We start from the raw sequence: 22,477 nt of genomic DNA on the forward strand, positions 1-22,477 counted from the left end.
TCCCCTGAGGATGATAATGTTCAACTTCTATTTCCAGGCGAGAAGGCTTGCAACATGATACAGCAGCCGGAGACAGCCTCAAAGCCTATCGTTACGCTGACGCTCAGTCCGACCATTGATCTCGCGTTCCAGTCGAACGAGATTAGACCGATCCGTAAGAATCGTGCGGTACAACAGCGCACGGATGCGGGAGGCGGCGGCATAAATGTCGCGCGTGTGCTGAAGGAACTGGGCGCCGAGGCCTACGCCATTTACCTGGCTGGCGGCGCTACTGGACTCGTCTTGAATGAACTTGTCTCGAAATTGGACGTGCCAGCAAAATGCGTCAATATAGCCGGCAGCACACGCATCAGCTTCACGGTCTTCGAAGAGATTTCGGGGCTCGAATATCGTTTCGTAAGCGAGGGCTGTTCTCTTGTCGAAGCAGAGTGGCAATCGGCCCTATCGCACCTTAAGGAATGTGACGCAGACATCATCGTCGCGAGTGGTAGCTTGCCGCCGGGTGTTCCCATCGATTTTTACGCCCGCGCGGCCGACATCGTGCGGAGCAATGGAGCACGCTTGATCCTTGATACCTCAGGGCCTGCGCTCCAAGCGGCCGTGTCGGCAGGAGGCATTTGTCTCGCCAAGCCCAGTGTTGGGGAGTTCGAGACGTTGACACACAGAAAGTTCGAGTCACCCGAGGAACTTGTCGATGCCGCGACGTCTTTGGTCGCTACCGGGTCCGTCGAAAACCTTGCTGTGACCATGGGACGCGATGGCGCATTGCTCGCAACTCGGTCAGGCACGTTGCGACTACGAGGCCCTAAGGTGAAGCCTGTGAGCGCTGTAGGGGCGGGCGATAGTTTTGTAGCGGGCATGACCTTTGCGCTGGCGCGCGGAAAAAGTGCTGAAGATGCATTCACGCTCGGCATGGCCGCGGGTGCCGCTGCTGTCCTGACACAAGGCACCCAATTGTGCCGTCGGGAGGATGTCGAGCGTCTCCATGCCGAAGTGATGGCCGAGCGCCTGTCCATGCAGCCAACCTAGCGCGCTGGCGTCGTAACCTCGACCTCGCAGTCGCTCCGCACCGAGCTTCCCGGATGCCCGGGATGAACACGGACCAATCAGAGACAACCATGGGCGCAGCGGCAGAGTCGACTTTGACGAGTGGCGTCACATCGCTGGCATACGATGTCTGCCAGCGATGTTGCGAAGTTGCTTGCCACCGACTGCGGGAAAGGGCTCGATCCGGCTGAAGCAGCGAGGCGGCTGCAGGCGTATGCGCCATACAACCCAGCAGTGTACGATCCGGCATAAAAATGCTAGTAGTGAGCAGCCAGTGCGGCGCAAAAGGTCAGCGAACAAGCCGCGGGGCGGGTACCATGCTCTTCGAAGGAGATTAACTGCGGCACAAAAAGTCACTAGATGAAGCCGCATGCGAGTCCTGCCTGATCGAGCCGGAACGGAAGGGATCACGTGGTCATGCGTCGTCGACGGGCGAAAATAGTTGCTACCGTTGGCCCGGCCAGCGCTTCGCCAGAGATGCTTAAAGCGCTGTTTGTCGCAGGTGTGGACACATTCCGTCTCAACTTCAGCCACGGAACCCAGAAGGATCATGCAAACGTCCATGCCGCGATCCGCGCACTCGAGCAGGAAATGCAGCGCCCGATCGGCGTTCTGATGGACCTGCAGGGGCCAAAAATTCGCGTTGGCACCTTGCGCGACAAGAAGATCACAGTTCGGTCCGGTGAGATCGTTCGCTTTGTCGGCTCCGGATCGGAAGGTGACGCCGGGGCTATACCCTTGCCGCACCCGGAAATCTTTGCAGCGCTTGCCCCCGGCGACGATCTCCTGATCGACGATGGCAGGGTGCGCGTTCGCGCGACGAGACTGGGCAATGACACCATCGAGGCCGAGGTGATCGTTGGTGGTGCGATCTCGAACCACAAGGGCGTCAATTTGCCGGGAACGATTCTCGATCTGTCGCCGCTCACCGCAAAGGACCGCGCCGATCTGGAATTCGGCCTGCGCCTTGGCGTGGACTGGGTAGCTCTCTCATTTGTGCAGAAGCCATCGGACATGATCGAAGCACGGGCGCTGATTGGCGAGCGCGCCGGGCTCATGGCGAAGATCGAGAAGCCCGCGGCACTCGAGCGGATCGATGACATTATCCAGCTGTCGGATGCGATCATGGTTGCGCGCGGCGATCTGGGGGTCGAGATTCCGCACGAGGAGGTGCCCGCTCGCCAGAAGGAACTGGTCCGCGCCTGCAGGCTGGCCGTCAAACCGGTGATCGTCGCCACTCAGATGCTCGATTCAATGGTGACAGCCCCGACACCCACGCGTGCCGAGGCTTCAGACGTCGCCACCGCAATCTATGACGGCGCGGATGCCGTGATGTTGTCGGCGGAGTCGGCCACCGGCCAGTACCCGCGAGAGGCCGTCGAAATGATGGACCGCATCATCCGCAGCACAGAGCAGCACAAGATGTATCGCTCGATCATCGAAGCAACCCAGCCCGATGAGGAGCAGACTCCGCCGCACGCGGTGGCCGCAGCGGCGGCCGACTTGGCCTCCGCGATCCGTGCGGCGGTCATCGTCGCCTATACCGCAAGCGGGACAACGGCCGCACGTGTCGCGCGGAAGCGGCCCAGGGTGCCGATCCTGGCGACCACGACGAGTGTGGAAGTGTCCCGGCGCCTCTGTCTCTTCTGGGGTGCACACAGCGTGCTTTCCGACGATGTGAAAGCCTACGAGGAGATGGTCAGCCGCGCGACGGAGCTTGCGAAACGGGAAGGGTTCGCCGGCGCCGGTGATACTTTGGTGGTCGTTGCCGGCATACCGTTAGGCCAGGGCGGGACAACCAACAACTTGCGCGTCGTTTCGGTCTCCTGATCCCCCGCGGTGGGGCGGAGATTGCCGAACTGGCGGCCGAGCGCGACGAGAGCCGTACCAGTGATCGCCGGCAACCAAAAACCGACACCCGAACCGGTCGAGCCGGGAACGCGCTGCCTCCCGATTGACTTGATCTGTTGGAACCTTTGCTAATAGGGAGCCGGGAGTATTATCGTCCCGCGTGGTCTCCGCGTCGAAAAGGAGGCTCAATGATCAGGTTCGGCCTGCTGGGATGCGGGCGTATCGCCGAGCGCCATTCCGATCTGCTCGGCGGCAATCGCATCAAGGGCGCAATGCTCGCGGCTGTCTGCGACCTGGTGCGTGCTCGCGCGGATGCGATCGCAGCGAAGTTCGGCGTTGGCGCGTACTACGACATCGATGATTTTCTCGCCCGCAAGGACATCGATGCGGTCGCGTTGTTGACCCCGAGCGGCATGCGTCGCGAGCATGTCATCGCCTGCGCGAACGCCGGCAAGCACGTCGTGGTGGAAAAGCCGATGGCGCTGCGGCTGCGGGACGCGGATGACATGATCCGCGCCTGCGACGAGGCAGGCGTCAAGCTTTTCGTCGTCAAGCAGAACCGCTTCAATGTTCCCGTGCTCAAGGCACGGGAGGCGCTGGAGGCCGGCCGCTTCGGCAAGCTCGTGCTCGGCACCGTGCGCGTGCGCTGGTGTCGCGATCAGGCCTATTACGACCAGGATAGCTGGCGCGGCACCTGGGCCTATGACGGAGGCGTGCTCACCAATCAGGCGAGCCACTATATCGACCTGCTGGAATGGTTCTTCGGCGATGTCATCAGCGTTCATGCCCGCGCGATCACCGCCTTGGTTCGGATTGAGGCCGAGGACACGGCGGTCGCGACGTTGAAGTTCGGGAACGGCGCGCTCGGCGTCATCGAGGCGACCACCGCCACCCGGCCGACCGACATCGAAGGCTCGCTCTCCATTCTCGGAGAAAAGGGGATAGTTGAAATTGCGGGCCTTGCGGTCAACCAGATCCGACATTGGCGTTTCGTCGACGAACTGCCGTCGGACAAGGACGTGATCGAAGAATTTTCGATCGACCCGCCTGACGTCTACGGCTTCGGCCATCAGGCCTATTACCAAAACGTCGTCGATTGCCTGGTGAACCAGCGCGCGGCGCTGGTCGACGGCCTCGAGGGCCGCAAGAGCCTGGAACTGATCTCGGCGCTCTATGAATCGATTGAGATCGCGCAGGAGGTGGCGATTCCCTTCACGCCGCGTCTGGGCCGGTTGGGCGTCGTATCGTAAACCAGCCGGAGCACCTCGGATCGGCGTACGGGATGCGCAATTTAGCGCCGGCGTGAAGGTGGTGGTTGAGCTCTGCAATCTCTATGGCCGAGAGCTTGGCGACGGCTGACCGCGCGACGGATCCCATCTTCTACCGGATAAGCCCTTGGGTGCGACCGGTAAGTCATTGATCGTTCTCAACCCGGGGCTGCCTCTTAATCAGCGGGTCCCAGGTTCGAGTCTCTCCCAGCATCGGCTCGTGGGCTCGGACGTGACTGCGCATTGGTTATGGGGCCTGCTTGGATCCGAGCTGTTCGACCATTTTGACGACCCGGTGCGCAAATCGGCTGGTGAGATTCGCGTCGCCCAGCAGCAAATTGAACCAGACCGCGCCAAAGACAAAGTCAACAATCATCTCTGAATCGAGCGTGCTTGGCAGCTCGCCGGATTCGATGGCCCGGTTGATGACTGCCTTCGCAGCATCTCGACGAGGCTCGACAATCTTCTGAAGAACGAGCTTTCGCATGTCGGGGTCGCTTTGCGCTTCGACGACCACGCTCTTCAGAATATTTGCATAGGCCGCGTCCTGAATGCGCTTTGTCGTCTGCAACAGAACGGCAAGCAAGTCATTCACAAGGCCGCGCGCAGGCAGAGGGGCCGGGCGCTCCAGTCCATCCATGTACAAGTCGACGAGCAGTGCGCCCTTCGACGACCATCGTCGATAAATGGACTGCTTTGCTACCGCGGCCCGGGCTGCGACGCCCTCGATCGAGAATGAAGCGTAACCCTCATCCCGAATGAGATCTCTGGCCGCGTCGAGAATGGCGCGGTGGACGTTTTCGTCCCTGGGGCGCCCCGCGCGGGCAACAGCCTTCTTTCCCATCATTCATCCTATTGACATACGCAACGGTTCGTATTGTATTTGGTTCGTTGGCCGGGAGGCCAGTCTCTCTTTTTGAGATTTCGGGGCATGGCAGTTTCCCAAATGATCGATTTGTCGCGGACTGGTGGACTGGAGGGCAGCCGCCTGCTCAAGCCGAATCTGGCTGCACATTATCCCAAAGTCACGCGAGGCGAGGGACCTTATCTATTCGATAGCGAAGGACGACGCTATTTCGATGGATCGAGCGGTGCGATGACCGCGAACCTGGGTCACGGTCTCCGCGAAATCGGCGACGTCATGGCGGAACAGGCCGCTACCATCGCATTTACCTTCAGAAACCAGTTCAGCAATGAGCCGGCCGAGCGCCTGGCTCAGAAGCTTTGCGAGTTGGCTCCTGGGGATATCTGCAGTGCGTTCTTCGTGAACAGCGGCTCAGAAGCCTCGGAATACGCCGTCCGCATGGCCCTCCACTATTGGAAGGAGTGTGGTCGCCCACAGAAGACCAAGGTCCTCGGCCGCATCACCAGCTATCACGGCATGACGATGGGAGCCCTGTCGATCTCGGGCCATTCGGGGCGCCGGCCCGACTACGGTCCGCTGCTGCACCAGTTCGCCAAAGTTCCCCCAGCGTATTGTTATCGATGCCCGTTCGGGCTTCAGCCGGAAGACTGCGCGACGGAATGCGCCGATGCTTGGGAGACGGAGATCCTTGCTCAAGGCCCCGATACGGTCGCGGCTGTAATCGCTGAGCCGATCGTTGGTGCTGCGGGCGGAGTGTTGCCGCCCCCACCTGGCTACTTCCGTCGGTTGCGGGAGATCTGCGATTGTCATGACATCCTGCTCATCGCTGACGAAGTCATCACCGGCGCAGGACGTACCGGCGCATGGTTTGCATCGGAGCAAGAACAGGTTGTTCCTGACATCATCCTGCTCGCAAAGGGGTTGAGCGCGGGATACACGCCGATGGCCGCCATCCTCCTGCGCCAGAGGATCGTGCATGCCATTGCCGAGGGCAGCAGCATCGTTCCCTTCGGCCACACATTCAGCGCCAATCCTCTAAGTGCGGCGGTGTGCCTATCTGTGCTCGACTACGTCGAGCGGAACGACCTATTGCGTAACGTGCGCGAGCGCGGCGAGGAGTTGCACGCGGGACTTTTGGCGCTCTCGCAGCGACATCCGTGCATGGTCGACATCCGAGGCCGCGGCCTGTTGTGGGGATTCGAACTCGTGCGCGATCGGGCAACCCGCAGGGCTTTCGAGGCGGAACAGAATGCAGCAGGAATGCTGGTGTCGATCTGTCGTGATCATGGGCTTGTCGTATATCCCGCGGGGATCGCGCCGCTCAACAATTCGATCATCGTGGCGCCGCCCCTCATTGCCACGTCGGACCACATAGCCGAGCTGACCGCGAGGCTGGGGGATAGCCTTTTCGAATTCGAGAAAGTCGTAGCCCAGACGCGGCCTGAACAATCTGTTTAGCCCAGGAGAAGATCTTGATGCCCATTGCACAAACGCGTCGCGATGTTCTGTTGTCCGCCGTGGCGCTCGCGGCAGCTCCGATCCTTCCGGCCTGGGGCCAAAGGGCCGGTGTGGTAACCATGGGCGTTATAACTCCAACCACTGGCACTTTCGCGTATGCCGGGGATCTAGTTGCGCGTGGTGCCTCGCTGGCGCTGGAAATGCATGGCGGCAGTGTTCTTGGCAACGCCGTGCGCTTACTGACGCGGGATGATGAAGGCAAGCCGGCGTCCGGTGTTCGCCGTGTTCAGGAGGCCGCAACCAGCGACGGAATGCGATATTTCATCGGAGCCTATTCCAGCGCTGTCGGGCTTGCCGAATCCGAGGTCGCGCAGCGCGAAAAGCTGCTGCAATTCGCCGCGGGCGGCTCCGAAGACTTCACGGGTAGTCGGTGCGGACGGTATACGTTTCAATGGTCGGCTCATCCTTACACCGCGATGCGCGCGACGCTCGAGTACGTAAGAAAGACGTTTCCTCAAAAGAAAACGATCTACACTCTAACTGCAGACTACGTCTTCGGGCACGCACTTCTCAAATATACCAAGATCGTGGCGGCGGAACTCGGCTTTGAGCTGGTTGGCAACGACAACCATCCGTCCGGCGAGCGTCAATATACCCAATACCTCACAAAGGCGGTCGCTGCGAGGCCTGATATTCTGCTGTTGAATACAGCCGGAGCTGATGCCGTCACGGCGGTCCGCCAGTTCGCGAGTTTTGGCGCGGAGAACATCGCCGTCGTTGGTCCTTGGTCGCTCGAAGTCGATCAGCTCGCGGAGCTCGCGCCGGAAATGCGGACGGGCTTGGTCCTTGGTCAAAACTATTATCCCGATATCGACACGCCGGCGAACAAGGAATTCGTGGGAAGCTACACGAAGAAGTTCTCGGCGCTTCCGGGGTATTCCTCCGCCTATGCGTATGATGCAGTCCGGGCTCTCCTTATGGCCATGGAGAAGGCGAACAGTACCGAAGTTCCGGACGTCATCAAGACTCTAGAGCAAATGTCCTGGGATGGAGTGCTTGGTCGAATGTCGATCGATCCGAAGACCCATCAGCTTATTCGACCGTATTTCGTCGTGCGCTGCAAACAGGCATCCGACATGCGCCATGCAACCGACTTTGCTGACATCGTGGCGAACGGCGACAAGCCTCAGCCTCCCGAACTCAACGAATGTAAGCAGATGCCTGCGCTCTGATTCACCGATATGAGCACGCGACGCGAGAGGGACGGCAGATGCTTTGGCTGATTTCAGCGCAACTCGTCAACGGCATCGCGATCGGGATGATTTACGCCCTGATGTCGTTCGGCCTTTCCATCATCAAAGGCCTGCTGAACATTCCGAACTTCGCTCACGGTGCCTTGTACGCGCTCGGTGCTTACCTCTGCTATTCGGTCGTGTCGCTAGGAATGTCCTTTGCCGTCGGATTGGCGGTCGCATTTCTGGGCGCGGCGCTTGCCGGTTTGGCGCTGGACCGCTTTGCGATACAGCCTGTCAGCGGAAGCGGATATCTTCCCCAATTGATCACGTTGTTCGGCACCGCGCTTGTGATCGAGCAGGTCCTCCTGATTGGCTGGGGCACGGTTGGCCTCAGCTATTCGCCACCGCCCATATTGCGAGGGGCGATCAATCTCGGCTTTACGATCGTGCCGAAATATATAGCCTTTGCGAGCGTTTTCTCCGCGCTGGTGATCAGTGCCGTTTGGTTGTTGATCGAGCGCACCAAGTTCGGTGCTTATGTCAGGGCAGGAATCGAACGACCCGAGACCACTCAGGCTTTGGGGATCAACGTCGACCTGTTGCTCTCCGCGGGAATGATGCTTGGCGCCGGACTGGCCGGACTGGCGGGTGGCTTGGCATTGCCGCTGGTCGGAGCGACATCGACCATGGGGGGCGATATGTTGGGCATTGCCTTCGTCGTGCTCGTCATCGGTGGTCTCGGATCTCTTTATGGCTCGATTGCCGCGGGGGTGCTGGTCGGAGTGGTCCAGAGTCTCATGACGATTGCGGCGCCTGCCGCGAGCACGGCGATTATTTATGCAGTGATGATCGGCGTCTTGCTTCTTCGACCCCAAGGGCTTTTTGGCGAGCGCTGACGGCAAAGCCCGTCTGGCGAGGTATTGGCGATGAGATCATCGGACCACAACGGAACTGTATTGGCCAAGAGTATCGAAGAACCTGTCGAAATCAGCAGTGTTGGCACCACCGCGAGACCGGGACCGCTGACCGCGAACCTGATCCGAAGCATCGGGATTATCGGTACCGTATCGATCCTGCCCTTGGTGATGCCGATCAACATCGCGACGGAAATCCTGATCTTTGGGATTTTCGCAATGGCAGCGAATCTGCTGATCGGAACGGCTGGCCTCTACTCTTTCGGGCAGGCCGCGTTCTTCGGTACAGGCGGATACGCGGCCGGGTACCTTCTGGCGCATGGTTGGACGTCGTTGCCGCTCGCCCTGGTCGTTGCCTGCGGGAGCGGAGGACTAATCGCGGCAGCGGTCGGCATGCTAAGTATCCGCAGGCTCGGCATCTACTTCATGATGCTCACCTTCGCGTTCAACCAGCTGGTCTACTACATCGTATATTCCTGGCGCTCGGTAACCGGTGGAGAGGATGGCCTGGCGGGCATTCGTCGTCCCGTCCTTGAACTGCCATTTGTCGGGTCGTTCAGTTTCGACGACAATCGAAGTTTCTACGCGCTTGCATCTGTCCTCTTCCTTGCGACGATGATTGTTCTGGTGCGGATGGTGAACAGCCCGTTTGGTCTTGTACTTGCGGCGAGCCGGCAGAACAGCCGTCGCACGGTCTCCCTCGGGTATCCTGTGCCGAAGCTCCAGCTCGCCGCCTTCGTGATCGCGGGGGCAATCTCAGGCGTGGCGGGTGCACTGTTTGCCATGTTGTACCGGATCATGCCCATTGATTCCGTACATTGGACCGGATCAGCGTACGTGGTGTTCATGGTCGTCATTGGCGGGCAGAGGAGCATGCTTGGCCCGGTGATCGGCGCCGCCGTGTTCATATGGTTGCAGGGCTTGTTCAGCTTGGTCTGGACTCGATGGCCGCTGCTCCTCGGGGTATTCGTCATAGTCATCATGGCCTCTCTACCGAATGGGCTGGTCGGCTTCGTCTCCAAACTCTCGAGCTGGACGGTCAAGGGGCGTGGACAGCGACAATGCTAGTGCAAAATCAAATCGTATTGGCGGCAGACCGATTGTCGAAGCGCTTCGGCGGAAACACTGTAGTCGATCAGGTGAGCATCGCGTTCGCCAAAGGGCGTCTGCACAGCATTCTTGGGCCAAACGGTGCCGGCAAGACTACGCTATTCAATCTCTTGACCAGGGACCTTATCCCGGACTCCGGTGCAATTCGGCTTGGAGCGACCGACATCACCGACCTGACGCCTGATCGCGTCGCGAGAATGGGGGTCGCGCGCTCCTATCAGATCTCAAGCGTCTATCTGGACATGAGTGCGCGAGAGAATGTCTGGGTTGCCGCGTACCGGGCCCGCGGCGGCAATCCCTTTGTGTTCTGGCGGCAAGTGACGCGGTTCGCCGGAACGCGCGAATGGGCCTTTTCCTGTCTGCAGAGGCTTGGGTTGGTCGAGATCGCGGATGTGCCGGTGCGAGAACTTTCATATGGCGATCAACGCCTCCTCGAACTCGCTGTCACCTTGGCCTGCGAGCCCAGGATCATTCTTCTCGACGAGCCAACTGCCGGACTTTCAAGCAAAGAGGCCGAGCGTGTGAAGCGGGTGATCATGGCCCTGAAAGGTGAGTTCAGCATCATCATGATCGAACACAACGTGGGTATCGTCATGGATCTTTCGGACGAGATCACCGTGATGAACCGCGGTGCGGTGGTTGCTCACGGCAGCCCTTTCGAAATTCGCGAGAATAGGGATGTGCAGGAGGCCTACTTTGGTAGCTGAGAAGGCTTTGCTGAAGGTCGATGCCATCGACGCCTACTATGGTCGAAGCCAAGCGTTGTTCGGCGTGAGTTTCGATGTCGGCCGCCGCGAGGTGGTCGCGGTTGTGGGTCGAAACGGTGCCGGAAAGACGACTACGCTGCGAGCGATCATGGGTCTCAACCCGGTCAAAAGCGGTGCCATCTCGTTCGATTCGACTCGAATCGACGGAATGAAGTCGCACCAGATCGCACGATCCGGGATTAGCTATGTGCCTGAAACCCGTGACCCGTTTTCGCTCTTGACGGTCGAGGAGAACATCATGCTCGGGCATCGCCCGGGGGTCTCCTTACGACCTGCGCCGCATCGTCGAATGGTTTCCGGACCTCGCTGGCCTGCTGCGGCGTCGCGGCTCGGAACTATCGGGCGGGCAGCAGCAAATGATGGTGATCGGAAGAGGACTTGCACCGGGTCCGCGACTGCTGTTGCTGGACGAGCCATCGCAGGGGCTGGCGCCCGTTGTGGTCAAGAAGGTGGGCGAAACGCTTGCGGCGTTGCGTGGTGAAGACCTGTCGGTCGTCCTTGTCGAGCAGAACATCGGCTTCGCGCTTTCACTCGCTGACCGAGTGGTGGTGATGGAAAACGGCATCGTCGTCGACCGCCTAAGCTCGATCGAAAGCCAGCGTCATCCAGAACGCATCGAGCGATATCTCGGCATTCACTAGCATCAGTGCCCCACAGTCCGACCGTGCAGTGCCGGCTTTGCCTCGCCTGCACATGGTCGCGTCCATATAATCGAAGGATCACAAGCGATGACCAATCTTCAATCCGATATCGGATACGCGAGCGCGATTGAGCTCAAGGAAAGCTATGCGCGCGGAGATACTACGCCAGTAGAAGTCGTAAGAGCGGTCCTGGAACGGATCAACGCCATCAATCCACGGATCAACGCCTTCTCGGTAGTTATGTACGAGGAAGCGCTTGCTGCCGCAAGACAATCGGAACACCGCCTCCGGGAGCGCGAGGCGGGTCCGCTCGAGGGAATTCCGGTCACGATCAAGGATGCCTTCGATGTTGCCGGTCAAGAAACGTCGACCGGTTCATACGCCATCAAGGGGCAGGTCGCGGCGACTGACAACGTCGTTGTGGAACGTCTGCGCAAGGCCGGCGCGGTGATCATCGGCAAGACAACAATGTCCGAGTTTGCCTGGTCCGGCATGAGCCGCAACCCTGTGACGGGGATTACCCACAATCCTTGGCGGCATGGACTTAATGCGGGAGCCTCCTCGGCTGGAGCGGGTGCTGCCGCGGCGACCGGTTTCGGACCGCTGCATCTTGGGTCTGATGGAGCTGGCTCCATCCGTATGCCATCACATTTCTGCGGCATCTTTGGGTTGAAGCCGACCTACGGGCGCGTGCCTTGCGTCCCCGTCACGAACAACGACTACGGTACTCATCCTGGACCGATGACGCGAACTGTCGCGGATGCTGCGCTCATGCTCGAGACCATGGCCGGCCCCCACTTTCTCGATCATACCTCGTGTGAGGCGCGGCCCGATGCCTATCTTGCGAAGCTGAAGGGGTCGATGAAGGGTAAGCGTGTGGCCTTCAGCCTCGATCTCGGTCACGCAAGAGTTGACGATGAGATTGCCGATATTGTCCGGAATGCAGCGAGGACTTTTGCTGGCACGCTCCAGGCCGACGTCGAAGAAGTGATCCCCGACTGGGGTGCGCTCGGGCCTGAGCTCGGCCGCTTTTTCTGGAGTGTCTATTGCGGACGTCATGCCAGGCTACTGGCTGATTGGGAAGGCCGTATGAGCCCCGATCTTGTGGCTTGTATTCGCGCGGGAGCCAACTTCTCGGCCGCCGATTACATCAATATGCGAGAGCGGAAGCTGACCTACGTGGCCAGGATCTCATCGTTTCTCGAAAATTGGGATTACCTCATAACGCCGGTTGCATCTGTTGCGGCGTTTCCTGTCGAGCGCGTGAGGCCCGAGGATTGGCCGGAACATGCATGGGACTGGCTTGCATGGTCTGAGTTTCTTTATCCGTTCAATATGTCCAGCCACCCAGCCGCAAGCGTCCCCTGTGGCATGACCGCGGCTGGGCTTCCGGTCGGGTTGCAGATCGTAAGCCGGCGTTTCAACGATCTCGGGGTCTTGCAAGCTGCGGCGTCCTTCCAAGAGGCGCTACCAATGCAGCGACAGCGTCCACCCATTGAACCGGCCGCGTGACACCGCTTCCTTCATGCCAGGACCGAGCAGACTAGGCTAACCAAGCGCCCGGATAGGCTATCCTCTCGAAGCAAATCGCTGCACGTCCACTAAATCGAAACGTCGGGCTGGGCCTTGTTCAGCAGGAATGCCTCGACCTGCTGTGCCGTGCGTTCATAGTGAACACGGAGGTAGGTCACCGCGGCTTCGGCATCGCGGGCAAGCGCGCTTTTGAAGATCAATTCGTGCTCCTCCTCGATTGCTCGAGGGTTGTCCGGTATCGCCCACGACAGACGACGATAGCGATCGGCACGATCATAGAGGCTCTCGCTTATGGACAGGAGTATGGGTGATCCGCAGGCCAGGATAAGCGATCGGTGGAAAACGGTGTGCCGGTGATTCCAGTCTTCATCGACCACCGTCGGTGCTTGGTGAGTTGTTCGGGCGATACGCTTCATCAAGTGGTGCGCCGATACGAGCGCGCCCTCCCAATCCGCGCCTCCCTTCGCAATCGAGAGCCGTAGCGCTTCGCCCTCGATAAGTTGCCGGCTCCGCGCAATGTCCCAGAGCTCTTCAATGGATAGTGGCGCGACCCGATAGCCGCGGTTCTCTTCCACGGTTGTGAAGCCCTCGGCCGTGAGCCGCGTCAGCGCCTCGCGGACCGGGGTGACACTCATCCCGCAGAGGTCTTGGAGCTCTGCAAAGCGTAAGCGTGTGCCGGGCGGCAGTGCCCCACCACGAATAGCATCGCGAATCCGTAGATAGGCACTTTCAGCCAGAGTTTTTGCCGTGCCAGCAACCGCCGTCATCGATGCTCCCGTACAAGATGTGCTGGATTTTACCACAGACCACACATTTTCGAAAATACTTGACGCGCGATAATTCAGTCCTAAAAGTGCCAGCAACGATATTGGGGGAGAAATGCGGATGGCTGAGCCCATCGAGGCGATCGACGCGCATCATCACATTTGGCGTCTTGCTGATTTGGCTTGGCTGTCCGGGCCGCCAGTGCCGCGTATTTTCGGTCCCTACGAAGCCATTCGCCGAGACTACACGGTCGACGAATTCCGGCGCGATCTGGAAGGCGCCAACGTCGTCAAATCCATTTACGTCCAGACCAACTGGCCCCCCGGCGGCGAATTGACGGAGGCGCAATGGGTGCAGTCAGTGGCTGATGCGGCAGGTTGGCCGCACGCCTGCGTTGCCTACGCTGATCTTGCCGATCCGAACGTCGACGCATTGCTCGACAAGCTTTGCAAGTTGCCCACGGTGCGCGGCGTGCGCCAGCAACTGCACTGGCATGAAAATCCTCAATACCGCTTCGCGTCCCGGCCCAACGTGATGAACGATCCCGCTTGGCGCAAGGGCATGACCGAGCTTGCCAATCGCAATTTGATCTTCGAACTTCAGGTCTTCGCCGGCCAGATGCAGGATGGTGCGGAGCTTGCGCGCGCATTTCCGAAGGTCAACTTCGTGCTCGAACATGCGGGCATGCTGGAAGATCTCTCGCCCGCGGGGTGGGAGCTCTGGCGTCGCGGCATGAAGTTGCTTGCCGCTCAGCCGAATGTTTTCACCAAACTATCCGGTCTGGGCACCTTTGTGCATGCTTATCCGGCTGAGGTCGTGTCTCCGATCATCAGGGAGACCGTTTCTATCTTCGGAGCAGGGCGCTGCATGTATGGAAGCAATTTCCCGATCGAAAAGATCTGGACGAGCTACAAGGCACTGAACGAGACCTTCCGTCAGTCCATTTCCTATCTCTCGCTGGAGGAGCAGCGCGCGATCCTCCACGACACCGCTGCACAGCTCTATCGAATCTAATCAATCAGTTAATGGGGGAAATCATGCTCGGTCGTTCTTTGCCGAAACTGTCGGTGTTGGTCTGCGCCATGGCCGCGATGGCCGGTCCCGCGCTCGCTGCCGACCAGCCTTTGAAGGTGGGCTGGAATTCCGAACTCTCCGGCGTCTGGACGTTCTTCGGTAACGCCTGCTTGGACGGAGCGCGGCTTGCCGAGACGGAAGTCAATGCAAAAGGCAAGAAGATAGACCTGATCGTCCAGGACAATCAGAGCAATCCGGCGCAGGCTGCCGCCGTAGCAAGATCGCTCGACACCCAGGAGAAGGTCGATCTCCTGTCCGGTCCGACCAATGCAGACGTGTCACTCGCGGTCTACGGATATGCCGAAGATGCCAAACTGCCCGTCTTGATGCCTGTCGCAGCATTCCCGCAACTCACAAAGCCCGGAACCAAGCAGGTCTTTCGCATGGAGCCGGACGCCGTAGGATGGGGCTATGCCGCGGTCAAATTCATCAAGACCATGAAGTCGGATGCCAAGATCGGCGTCATGATGAGCGACTTTGCGGTCAATCGGGCCATCCTCGCCGGCCTGAAGTATCAGGCGGAGAGGGACGGCATTGCCATCGTGGCCGAAATGCTGTTTCCGCAATCAGCCTCGGATGCGACGGTGCAAACCGCGCAAATGAAGGCGAAGAAGCCTGATTTCGTCATCCTGGCTGGCGGCGGCGCGTTCGACGCGACGCTGACGCGACAGATGCTCGACGTGGGTTTCAAGCCGGAGCAACTGTATCATCCTTACGGGTCGACCAAGCAGATCATGACATGGGGAGAGCGCTCGATCGGCTCGTACTTTGGGACGTTTTTTGACCATAACCTTCCCAATTTGACCGAGCAGGGCAAAGCCTTCGTCGAAAACTTCCGCAAGGTGAAGAACTATCCGCCGGGATACACCGAGAACTACTGCTACTCGACGGTCTATCTGCTCAACGAACTCGTGGACAAGGGGGCAAAGGGCAGGGATGGAATTCGCGCGGCCCTGCGTGAGGTCAATACGAAGGAGGTGACGACCGGCGTGCCCATCCGCTTCGATCAAAACGGGGCACGTATCGAGTACATGTACCTCATGCAGTTGAAGAGCCTGAGCAAGGACGACTTCAAAACGGAGAAGGTCAACTACATGGAATGGTCGCCGGAGGTCCTGCCCGTCTACGATCTGGTGCGTTGACCAGGAACGGCGGTTCGGGGCGACAATTCGAGTTGGGGTTACGTTTCAATGCTCGAAGAGAATCTGCTCGTAGTTTTTTCCGTGATCACGTCGGGGCTGCTGGTCGGCACCATATTCTCGGTGGTTGCCGCCGGCCTGTCGCTGATTCACGGTACCATTCTTCTCCCTCAAGCGGCCAACGGGCAGGTCTTTCTAGGCGCCGGCCTGCTGTTTTGGCTTTTTGGTACGGAGTGGGAATGGCCGCTCTGGCTGGCCGTGCCGACGACCTTTCTGATCATCGGTTTCCTGGCATTTGCGTGCGAAGCAACGATCCTGAAGCGATTCTATCCGCTTGAGGATCGCAACATCAGCTATCTGATCATTACCCTCGGTATCGCACAAATCCTGAGCGGGATTTATACGGGCACGTTCGGCAGGATCAGCGACACATTTCAGGTCACGGCGCCCGTCAACGGATTCGCGATTATCGAACCGGTGCCGATTGCGTATACCCGGCTGATCGCGTTTGTCCTGGCTGGATCGGTTTTGGGCGGATTGGTCGCTTTTCTCAGGCTGCACCGGATCGGCCGAGCGCTGCGCGCCGTGTTCCAGAACCGCGAGGCAGCACGCCTGCGCGGTATAGATACCTTGAAGATCTATCGGTTCGCTTTTCTGCTGGGTACCGCAATCACGACGGCAGGCGGAATTCTGTTCGCGCTGGCGTTTGCGCTCGACCTGACCGTCGGCTGGACCATCTCACTCATCACTTTCTCAATCATGATCGTCGGTGGGCCGGGGAGCGTCGTCGGCGCGCTGGTGGTTGGCCTGGTATTCGGGTTCACGCAGGCAATTGTCAGCGTCTTTGCCGACCCGACGGTCGCTACCTTTGCTTACCTCTTGGCAATGCTTGCGATGCTGTTCATTCGCCCGAGCGGGTTGTTCGCCAAATGAGAATACTTGTGATTGCAATGGTGATCGCGACGCCATTGGTTGCGATTTTCGGCCTGCGGAATGACTTTCTGGTGTTCATCGCGGGCATCGCGCTGATCCATATGTTGTGGGCGAGCGGCCTCAATCTGCTGTACGGCTTCACAGGTCTGATCCCGCTGACCTACGCCGGCATCGCCGGAATCAGCGCGTATATGACGGTTCATCTGGTCATGCGGTTGGGACTGTCGTTCTGGCTTGCGTTGCCGATCGGCAGTGCCGCGGCAGCTCTGGTCGGATTGCTTCTCAGTCTTCCTGCCATTCGCCTTCGTGGCTTTTACTTTGCGTTGTCCGGCATGGTGATCCAATCGGCGTTTACGATCGCTTTCGTTTATTTTCCGGCATATACAAATGGCGATACCGGGATCGCATCGGTGCCGCGTCCCACCGGTTTCGATGGAGGTGCGATTCCGTCTCCTTACATGGAGTGCGTGCTTGCGCTGTTCGTGATCGCAGCAGTCGCCGGCATCGGCTTGACCATGCGCTCCCGATTTGGTCGGACGTTGATCACCATCCGGGAGGATGAGGACCTTGCGCGTGCGCTTGGGATCAATGTCACGCTGAACCGTACAGCGGCTTTCATCATCTCGTCGTTCATCGCGGGCCTGGGCGGCGGCTTGTATGCGCACTACATCGGCTTCGCCTCACCACGCGCCTTCGATGTGCTAATCAGCTTGAATCTGTGGCTCATGGTTGCGATGGGAGGACGCGGAACGCTGGTCGGGCCGCTGCTCGGAGCGCTCCTGCTCGCGCCGCTTCCCTACCTGCTTGTGCAGTACACATGGGTCAAGGACGTCATCTATGGGGTTGCCATCGTTCTCGTAACCTTATTCTTGCCGCAAGGCATCTATGGCTTTGTATTGAAGCGGAAGGCGCGGACATGAATGATCTTCTGCTCGAGGCGACCGACATTTCGAAAGCGTTCGGCGGGCTGAAGGCGCTTTCAAACGTGAATGTGTCCCAGCGCAGGGGCGAGTTGCTGGGCATGATCGGTCCGAATGGCAGCGGCAAATCGACATTCGTCAATGTGATCAGCGGAACGCTGAAGCCGGATAGCGGCGAGATCCTGCTCGATGGCGCCAACATAGCCCGGCGTCCGCAGCACGTCGTCGCACGCGCCGGCATCGCCCGGACCTTTCAGGCCGTAAAGATCTTCGACAAGTTAACCGTTCTCGAAAACGTGCTTGCCGGTGCGCTCGGGCACAGTTCGATGGGCACCAAGGAAGTCGATGAGGCAAGAGAGGCATTGGCCCGCGTCGGGCTGACAGCCGACCTCGAACAGCGGGCGGGTGCGCTTGGTCTATACGATCGACGTCGGCTGGAGTTTGCTTCCCGCCTGATCTCGCGACCCAAGCTTCTGATGCTTGATGAGCCGGTCGGAGGGCTCAATCCGGAAGAGATCCGCGCGATGATCGGCCTGATTCAGTCCCTTCGAGAGGAGTGCGGGATATTCATTATCGAGCACACCATGAAGGTCATCACCTCGCTCGCCGATCGGGTGGTCGTTCTGGTCAACGGCAAAAAGCTGGTCGACGATAGTCCGCAGACCGTGCTGCGCCACCGGGAGGTAATCGATATCTATTTGGGGACGGGCGATGCTTGAACTCCAGAAACTTGTGATCAGATACGGAGATTTCCTTGCGGTCGACGGCGTCGACATGACGGTCAAGCAGGGCGAGATCGTTGGAATCATCGGACCCAATGGCGCCGGTAAGACATCGTTGCTGAATGCCGCTGCCGGACTCGTGCGGCCGTTCTCAGGCTCGGTCCGCTTCGGTGCTGACCTGCTGGAAGATGCAACGCCCGACGTACGGCTGGCCCACGGTCTGGTGCTCGTTCCGGAGGTGCGCGGCGTCTTCCCGATGATGTCCGTGCATGAGAACCTTCTCGTCGGCGCGTATCTCTGTCGAAGCACACAGGAAGTGGCGCGGCGCATCGAGCGCGTGCACCGGCTCTTTCCCATCCTCAAGGACCGGAGGGCCCAAATGGTCGGAACCATGTCCGGAGGACAGCAGCAAATGGTCGCCATTGCTTCCGGCCTGATGGCGTCACCAAAGCTGTTGATGCTGGACGAGCCTTCGATCGGTCTTGCTCCGGTTATCATCAAGGAAATCGGCCGAACCCTTGGTCGTCTGCGCGACGAGGGATTGACCATCCTGTTGTCCGAACAGAATGCCAAGCTCGCGACCGCTATTGCGGACCGAATTTACGTCGTGCAAGCTGGCCGCATCCAAATGGCGAGGACCACAGAGAGCCTCCTCGACGATCCCAAATTTGTCGAATCGTTCCTTAGCCTTTCGTAATCAGCGCTATCGAGCCAGGGAGACAGGACATGCCGCGCTTCAAGGATTTTATGCCCAGCGGGGTCATTCCCGCGACGCTTGCGGCTTTCAATGATGATCTGTCCATCAACGAGAAGGAAACACGACGGCATCTGGCGCAATGTGCGTTCACGTCGGGTGTCACAGCGGTCACGGTCAATGGCCACGCGTCCGAGGTCCATGCCTGTTCGTTCGAGGAGCAGGAGCGGATCTTGACATTCTCGCTCGAGGAGGTTGGTGACAAGGTACCGCTCATCAGCGGTGTCTATGCCGACGGATCGCAGGAGGCGGCAAGGATCGCCAAAATGGCGGACCGCGCTGGAGCCTCGGCGCTCCTGGTGTTCCCAAGCCAGGTATTCTCTCTCGGAGGCCAGCTCCGCCCCGACATGGCGCTCGCTCATTTCAAGCGCATTGCGGACGCGACGGATCTGCCGCTGATCCTGTTTCAGTATCCGGCATCCAGCCTGGTCAACTATCCCTTCGACACCTTGCTGAGCCTTTTTGACGCCATTCCGAGCATCAAGGCGATGAAGGATTGGTGCAATGATCCAATGCTGCACGAGCGCCACATCCGAACCTTCCAGAATCTTCCAAAGCCGGTAAACGTCCTCACGACGCATAGCTCCTGGCTGATGTCATCGCTTGCGATGGGGGCAAAAGGCTTGCTCTCGGGAGCCGGAAGTGTGATCGCGGATTTGCAGGCGGCCCTGTTTGATGCGATCAGCTCTGATGATCTGGCCACTGCAAAGGCGATCAATGATCGCATGGTTCCATTGCAGCAGGTGTTATACGCGCCACCGTTCCTGGATATGCACAACCGCATGAAAGAGATGCTCGTGATGTTGGGGCGTCTCGACAAGGCTGTCGTGCGTCCTCCACTGGTCAAATTGTCGGACCAGGAGCTGGCGCGGTTGCGGCAGGCGGTTGCCGAGGCAGGGCTCCGGAAGGAAGGCGCTTTCCGTCAAGCGGCCGAATAGACGAAGTGCGCAAGCTTGCCGACAGTGGATTTGATAACTCCGCTGTACGGCTCGTTTCAGCGGTGCGCCAATCGCACCTCATGTGGCCGCCGTCAGTGAATGGCGGTGTCGGTGGTTGCCTCCAGGATTTTGAACCTGCTCGGTCGGTCTCGAAGCGTAGTTAGATCGCGCACAAAAGGCGACATGTGGCGGACCATCAAAGCGCCGCTAAGCCAGTTTAGTCAGAACAGAGAGGTTCGCGATGTCATCAGCGCCGGCAACGCTCCACGTTCGTGCCAACACCCCTCCGCCGTTTCCGGAGAGGAACATGAGAATACGCCGACCTACGTTTGATCGGCTGGCGGTGTGTCTCTTGACCTGAGCTTTTCACCTATTGAGAGTGATCTTCCCAGTGCTTGCGCGACGCCTCGCAGAGCTGTCAATCGGTCGGGGAGTTGTTCATTCATGATCCGCTGCAGCGGGCCCGTCATTCCGAGCGCATAAAACACGCGTCGATCGGACAGGAATATAGGCACCGCAATCGCGGCCAGGCCTTCGTCGATCTCTCCGATGCATGTCGCATAGCCCCTAGCTCTGACCGCCGCGAGCTCCTGTTCGACCCAAGCGCGGTCGTTCCGGGTGTTAGCCGTGAGAATCGGAAGGTCAGCCGACATCGCTTCGGCCAATACGGCTTCACTTTGATATGCGATGATCGCCTTGGCTGTCGCGGCCGCATGCACTGGCATCTCGATCCCCGGCTGCACATAGCTGCGCCAGCGCACGTCAGGTGACATGGAAATCGCAACGACGACGCGTGCGCCGATCAAGCGGGTCAGATAGCAGGCTTCTGACGTCGCGTCGGTCAGCTGCTGCAAATGTCCGCGGGCGAGCGCGCTGATCCATCCATCATCAGCGGTTGCGTGCAAAAGGCGCAGCAGACGGTCGCCAAGCTGATAAGCACGGCCACCGACATTGTCTTTCGCAAGCCCAGCGCGCACCAAGCCCTTGAGCAGCCGGTGTGCAGACGTCTTCGGAAGATCGAGCAACGAGGACACGTCTGCCAGGGTGAGTGCACCAGGAAACGTGGCCACGAGCTCCAGCACTTGCATGTAGCGGTCGAGCGGGCCCGCCGCTTCATCTGACGTTGCCATTCAGGATGTCCTCGAGGCGGGAACTTTGTGCATGCGTGCCTAACCCAGCGGCTTGACTCGGCCGACGTGAGCAGACTAGCCTTACGCAATATCGGAATATTGTTCCGGAAAACGGAACGAAAGTCAATAGCAAATTGCAGGGGGAGGCCCGGCGGGCATCAGCGACCCCAGGGGGCTCAGAAGGGACAAATATGAGGATGACGAGGCAGGAGTTCTTGAAAGCGTTGCTCGCGGCGGCGGCGATGCCGTGGGCGGCGGCAGCCCGCGCGCAACAGGGAAGCCCGATCGTCGTCGGCGCGACAGTGCCGATGACCGGACCGCTGTCGCTTACCGGCAAGCAGTATCACAACTCGCTGATGATGGCCGAAGAGGATATCAACAAGGCGGGCGGCATCAACGGACGCAATCTCAAGATCGTGTTTGAGGATACGCAGGCGTCCAACAGCACGGCGGTGAATGCCTTCGTCAAGCTGGCACAGGAAACCAAGCCTGCGCTGTTCTTCCTGTCGAGCTATTCGACACAGAATCTGGCAGTGGCGCCTGAGCTGAAGAAGGTCCAGGTGCCGGCGTTCTACGCGGGCGGGGCAGATGCGGTGGCCGAAAGCGGCAATGAGTGGATGTTCCGCGTGCGACCGGCTGACAGCGTGTCCGCCGAAGGCATGGTGCAGTGCGCGCTCAATGTGCTGAAGGCGAAGAAGCCCGGCATTCTCTATATCCAGAATGACTTCGGACAAGGCGGCGCCCAAACGGCGGCCAAGCGTTTCGAAGCCGCCGGTGTGACCGTCGCTGGCATGGAGGCTTATGGACAGAACGATAAGGATTTTTCGGCGCAGTTGCTCGGTCTGCGCGGCAAGGGCGTCGATGTCATCCTGATCTTCAACTATCCGCAGGACGGCGCGCTGGTTTTGCGGCAGGCGAAGTTGCTCGGCCTCAAGATGCCGCTCGTCACGTCGTCGGCGGCATTGGTGCCGGCGGCGCTGCAGCTTCTGTCGCCCGCTGATCTCGACGGTGTGTGGGGGGTGGTCGACACCTTCATTGACCCGGCGGTAGGCGGGCGCATGCAGGATTTTGTCGAACGCTACAAGACGAAGTTCGGCACCGATCCGGATCCCTACGGGCTTGCCTACTACGATGGCGCGATGCTCGCGGCCGAGGGCCTGCGCAAGGCGGGGCCCGATCCCAAGGCGCTGCGGGACTGGCTGGCCGCCGTGAAAGACTGGCGGGGCATCGGCCACGTCTACTCCTACGACGCCAAGGGCAATGGCGTATTCGATCTGGCGGTCGTGAAACCCAAGACGGGGACCAAATCGCTGGAGCTGGTTCAGGCCATCAAGCTGAACTGACGCTCGAAGTGCCGATGCGCGGGCGCGCCCGTGCTGCGGATCACTGCAAATCATGCCGCGGGCGGGCTGA

Annotated in this window: 21 protein-coding genes and 1 pseudogene; 19 read left to right on the top strand and 3 right to left on the bottom strand. The window is 59.6% G+C overall.

Features of this window, described 5'->3' with window-relative positions; all coding sequences use genetic code 11:
- Window positions 1–54 precede the first annotated feature (54 nt).
- From ACZXDY_RS00275 to ACZXDY_RS00290, 4 genes are all read left to right on the top strand, one after another.
- Complete coding sequence (locus ACZXDY_RS00275) at window positions 55–1,029, top strand: 1-phosphofructokinase family hexose kinase (protein ID WP_035688711.1); 975 nt, start codon at window positions 55–57, stop codon at window positions 1,027–1,029.
- A 144-nt stretch (window positions 1,030–1,173) separates the two neighbouring features.
- Complete coding sequence (locus ACZXDY_RS00280) at window positions 1,174–1,299, top strand: cation-transporting P-type ATPase (protein WP_130225219.1); 126 nt, start codon at window positions 1,174–1,176, stop codon at window positions 1,297–1,299.
- Between the two features lie 165 nt (window positions 1,300–1,464).
- Window positions 1,465–2,877 carry a pyruvate kinase gene (pyk, locus tag ACZXDY_RS00285; RefSeq protein ID WP_464344016.1) on the top strand — a complete coding sequence of 471 codons (1,413 nt, stop codon included), beginning with the start codon at window positions 1,465–1,467 and terminating at the stop codon, window positions 2,875–2,877.
- A 209-nt stretch (window positions 2,878–3,086) separates the two neighbouring features.
- Window positions 3,087–4,148 carry a Gfo/Idh/MocA family protein gene (locus tag ACZXDY_RS00290; protein ID WP_464344017.1) on the top strand — a complete coding sequence of 354 codons (1,062 nt, stop codon included), beginning with the start codon at window positions 3,087–3,089 and terminating at the stop codon, window positions 4,146–4,148.
- Window positions 4,149–4,413: 265 nt separating this feature from the next.
- Here ACZXDY_RS00290 and ACZXDY_RS00295 read toward each other — a convergent pair whose 3' ends face one another.
- Complete coding sequence (locus tag ACZXDY_RS00295) at window positions 4,414–5,010, bottom strand: TetR/AcrR family transcriptional regulator (protein ID WP_028161501.1); 597 nt, start codon at window positions 5,008–5,010, stop codon at window positions 4,414–4,416.
- A gap of 102 nt (window positions 5,011–5,112) precedes the next feature.
- Between ACZXDY_RS00295 and ACZXDY_RS00300 the strand changes: the two genes are divergently transcribed.
- The 7 genes and pseudogenes from ACZXDY_RS00300 to ACZXDY_RS00330 all read left to right on the top strand — a co-directional run bounded on the left by ACZXDY_RS00300 (window position 5,113) and on the right by ACZXDY_RS00330 (window position 12,668).
- Window positions 5,113–6,489: an aminotransferase family protein gene (locus ACZXDY_RS00300; RefSeq protein ID WP_051396401.1), complete on the top strand. Its 1,377-nt coding sequence runs from the start codon at window positions 5,113–5,115 to the stop codon at window positions 6,487–6,489.
- A 17-nt stretch (window positions 6,490–6,506) separates the two neighbouring features.
- Window positions 6,507–7,721 carry an ABC transporter substrate-binding protein gene (locus tag ACZXDY_RS00305; RefSeq protein WP_464344018.1) on the top strand — a complete coding sequence of 405 codons (1,215 nt, stop codon included), beginning with the start codon at window positions 6,507–6,509 and terminating at the stop codon, window positions 7,719–7,721.
- Window positions 7,722–7,759: 38 nt separating this feature from the next.
- A complete protein-coding gene (locus ACZXDY_RS00310) occupies window positions 7,760–8,620 on the top strand; it encodes a branched-chain amino acid ABC transporter permease (protein WP_464344019.1) in 861 nt (286 codons plus the stop codon).
- A 60-nt stretch (window positions 8,621–8,680) separates the two neighbouring features.
- Entirely contained in the window at window positions 8,681–9,706 is a 1,026-nt protein-coding gene (locus tag ACZXDY_RS00315) for a branched-chain amino acid ABC transporter permease (protein WP_464344020.1), read from the top strand.
- Complete coding sequence (locus ACZXDY_RS00320; RefSeq protein ID WP_464344021.1) at window positions 9,700–10,455, top strand: ABC transporter ATP-binding protein; 756 nt, start codon at window positions 9,700–9,702, stop codon at window positions 10,453–10,455. Before ACZXDY_RS00315 ends, ACZXDY_RS00320 begins: the two co-directional genes overlap by 7 nt.
- Window positions 10,427–11,156: pseudogene (locus ACZXDY_RS00325) on the top strand (ABC transporter ATP-binding protein). Before ACZXDY_RS00320 ends, ACZXDY_RS00325 begins: the two are co-directional and overlap by 29 nt.
- An 87-nt stretch (window positions 11,157–11,243) precedes the next feature.
- Window positions 11,244–12,668, top strand: a complete 1,425-nt coding sequence (locus tag ACZXDY_RS00330) for an amidase (RefSeq protein ID WP_464344022.1) — start codon at window positions 11,244–11,246, stop codon at window positions 12,666–12,668.
- Window positions 12,669–12,757: 89 nt separating this feature from the next.
- On the opposite strand, the gene ACZXDY_RS00335 is transcribed toward ACZXDY_RS00330, so the two are convergent.
- Window positions 12,758–13,456: a GntR family transcriptional regulator gene (locus ACZXDY_RS00335; protein ID WP_165435158.1), complete on the bottom strand. Its 699-nt coding sequence runs from the start codon at window positions 13,454–13,456 to the stop codon at window positions 12,758–12,760.
- Window positions 13,457–13,574: 118 nt separating this feature from the next.
- On the opposite strand from ACZXDY_RS00335, the gene ACZXDY_RS00340 reads away from it, so the two are divergent.
- From ACZXDY_RS00340 to ACZXDY_RS00370, 7 genes are read left to right on the top strand one after another with little or no spacing between them, the layout of a single operon-like run.
- Window positions 13,575–14,468, top strand: a complete 894-nt coding sequence (locus ACZXDY_RS00340; protein WP_464344023.1) for an amidohydrolase family protein — start codon at window positions 13,575–13,577, stop codon at window positions 14,466–14,468.
- Window positions 14,469–14,491: 23 nt separating this feature from the next.
- Window positions 14,492–15,670, top strand: coding sequence for an ABC transporter substrate-binding protein (locus ACZXDY_RS00345; protein WP_165435159.1), 1,179 nt, complete (start codon window positions 14,492–14,494; stop codon window positions 15,668–15,670).
- Between the two features lie 48 nt (window positions 15,671–15,718).
- On the top strand, window positions 15,719–16,600 hold the full coding sequence (locus ACZXDY_RS00350; RefSeq protein ID WP_028161511.1) for a branched-chain amino acid ABC transporter permease: 882 nt from the start codon (window positions 15,719–15,721) through the stop codon (window positions 16,598–16,600).
- A 17-nt stretch (window positions 16,601–16,617) separates the two neighbouring features.
- Window positions 16,618–17,520 carry a branched-chain amino acid ABC transporter permease gene (locus ACZXDY_RS00355; protein ID WP_035688722.1) on the top strand — a complete coding sequence of 301 codons (903 nt, stop codon included), beginning with the start codon at window positions 16,618–16,620 and terminating at the stop codon, window positions 17,518–17,520.
- A complete protein-coding gene (locus ACZXDY_RS00360) occupies window positions 17,517–18,239 on the top strand; it encodes an ABC transporter ATP-binding protein (protein WP_028161512.1) in 723 nt (240 codons plus the stop codon). Before ACZXDY_RS00355 ends, ACZXDY_RS00360 begins: the two co-directional genes overlap by 4 nt.
- A 55-nt stretch (window positions 18,240–18,294) precedes the next feature.
- Window positions 18,295–18,939, top strand: coding sequence for an ABC transporter ATP-binding protein (locus tag ACZXDY_RS00365; RefSeq protein ID WP_207230997.1), 645 nt, complete (start codon window positions 18,295–18,297; stop codon window positions 18,937–18,939).
- Window positions 18,940–18,968: 29 nt separating this feature from the next.
- Window positions 18,969–19,934: a dihydrodipicolinate synthase family protein gene (locus tag ACZXDY_RS00370; protein ID WP_208824963.1), complete on the top strand. Its 966-nt coding sequence runs from the start codon at window positions 18,969–18,971 to the stop codon at window positions 19,932–19,934.
- 323 nt (window positions 19,935–20,257) lie between these two features.
- On the opposite strand, the gene ACZXDY_RS00375 is transcribed toward ACZXDY_RS00370, so the two are convergent.
- Window positions 20,258–21,064: an IclR family transcriptional regulator gene (locus ACZXDY_RS00375; protein ID WP_464344024.1), complete on the bottom strand. Its 807-nt coding sequence runs from the start codon at window positions 21,062–21,064 to the stop codon at window positions 20,258–20,260.
- A gap of 197 nt (window positions 21,065–21,261) precedes the next feature.
- On the opposite strand from ACZXDY_RS00375, the gene ACZXDY_RS00380 reads away from it, so the two are divergent.
- Complete coding sequence (locus tag ACZXDY_RS00380; RefSeq protein ID WP_464344025.1) at window positions 21,262–22,407, top strand: ABC transporter substrate-binding protein; 1,146 nt, start codon at window positions 21,262–21,264, stop codon at window positions 22,405–22,407.
- Window positions 22,408–22,477 lie beyond the last annotated feature (70 nt).

The organism is Bradyrhizobium sp. LeoB3, from assembly GCF_055456055.1.

What these genes read in the sequence shown, in the direction of transcription:
- ACZXDY_RS00275 (WP_035688711.1), top strand. Translation starts at nt 55, where the DNA reads ATGATACAGCAGCCGGAGACAGCCTCAAAGCCTATCGTTACGCTGACG.
- ACZXDY_RS00365 (WP_207230997.1), top strand. Translation starts at nt 18,295, where the DNA reads ATGACGGTCAAGCAGGGCGAGATCGTTGGAATCATCGGACCCAATGGC.
- ACZXDY_RS00360 (WP_028161512.1), top strand. Translation starts at nt 17,517, where the DNA reads ATGAATGATCTTCTGCTCGAGGCGACCGACATTTCGAAAGCGTTCGGC.
- ACZXDY_RS00280 (WP_130225219.1), top strand. Translation starts at nt 1,174, where the DNA reads ATGTCTGCCAGCGATGTTGCGAAGTTGCTTGCCACCGACTGCGGGAAA.
- ACZXDY_RS00380 (WP_464344025.1), top strand. Translation starts at nt 21,262, where the DNA reads ATGACGAGGCAGGAGTTCTTGAAAGCGTTGCTCGCGGCGGCGGCGATG.
- ACZXDY_RS00375 (WP_464344024.1), bottom strand. Translation starts at nt 21,064, where the DNA reads ATGGCAACGTCAGATGAAGCGGCGGGCCCGCTCGACCGCTACATGCAA.
- ACZXDY_RS00350 (WP_028161511.1), top strand. Translation starts at nt 15,719, where the DNA reads ATGCTCGAAGAGAATCTGCTCGTAGTTTTTTCCGTGATCACGTCGGGG.
- ACZXDY_RS00300 (WP_051396401.1), top strand. Translation starts at nt 5,113, where the DNA reads ATGATCGATTTGTCGCGGACTGGTGGACTGGAGGGCAGCCGCCTGCTC.
- ACZXDY_RS00345 (WP_165435159.1), top strand. Translation starts at nt 14,492, where the DNA reads ATGCTCGGTCGTTCTTTGCCGAAACTGTCGGTGTTGGTCTGCGCCATG.
- ACZXDY_RS00335 (WP_165435158.1), bottom strand. Translation starts at nt 13,456, where the DNA reads ATGACGGCGGTTGCTGGCACGGCAAAAACTCTGGCTGAAAGTGCCTAT.
- ACZXDY_RS00340 (WP_464344023.1), top strand. Translation starts at nt 13,575, where the DNA reads ATGGCTGAGCCCATCGAGGCGATCGACGCGCATCATCACATTTGGCGT.
- ACZXDY_RS00370 (WP_208824963.1), top strand. Translation starts at nt 18,969, where the DNA reads ATGCCGCGCTTCAAGGATTTTATGCCCAGCGGGGTCATTCCCGCGACG.
- ACZXDY_RS00305 (WP_464344018.1), top strand. Translation starts at nt 6,507, where the DNA reads ATGCCCATTGCACAAACGCGTCGCGATGTTCTGTTGTCCGCCGTGGCG.
- ACZXDY_RS00310 (WP_464344019.1), top strand. Translation starts at nt 7,760, where the DNA reads ATGCTTTGGCTGATTTCAGCGCAACTCGTCAACGGCATCGCGATCGGG.
- ACZXDY_RS00295 (WP_028161501.1), bottom strand. Translation starts at nt 5,010, where the DNA reads ATGGGAAAGAAGGCTGTTGCCCGCGCGGGGCGCCCCAGGGACGAAAAC.
- ACZXDY_RS00330 (WP_464344022.1), top strand. Translation starts at nt 11,244, where the DNA reads ATGACCAATCTTCAATCCGATATCGGATACGCGAGCGCGATTGAGCTC.
- pyk (WP_464344016.1), top strand. Translation starts at nt 1,465, where the DNA reads ATGCGTCGTCGACGGGCGAAAATAGTTGCTACCGTTGGCCCGGCCAGC.
- ACZXDY_RS00355 (WP_035688722.1), top strand. Translation starts at nt 16,618, where the DNA reads ATGGTGATCGCGACGCCATTGGTTGCGATTTTCGGCCTGCGGAATGAC.
- ACZXDY_RS00320 (WP_464344021.1), top strand. Translation starts at nt 9,700, where the DNA reads ATGCTAGTGCAAAATCAAATCGTATTGGCGGCAGACCGATTGTCGAAG.
- ACZXDY_RS00290 (WP_464344017.1), top strand. Translation starts at nt 3,087, where the DNA reads ATGATCAGGTTCGGCCTGCTGGGATGCGGGCGTATCGCCGAGCGCCAT.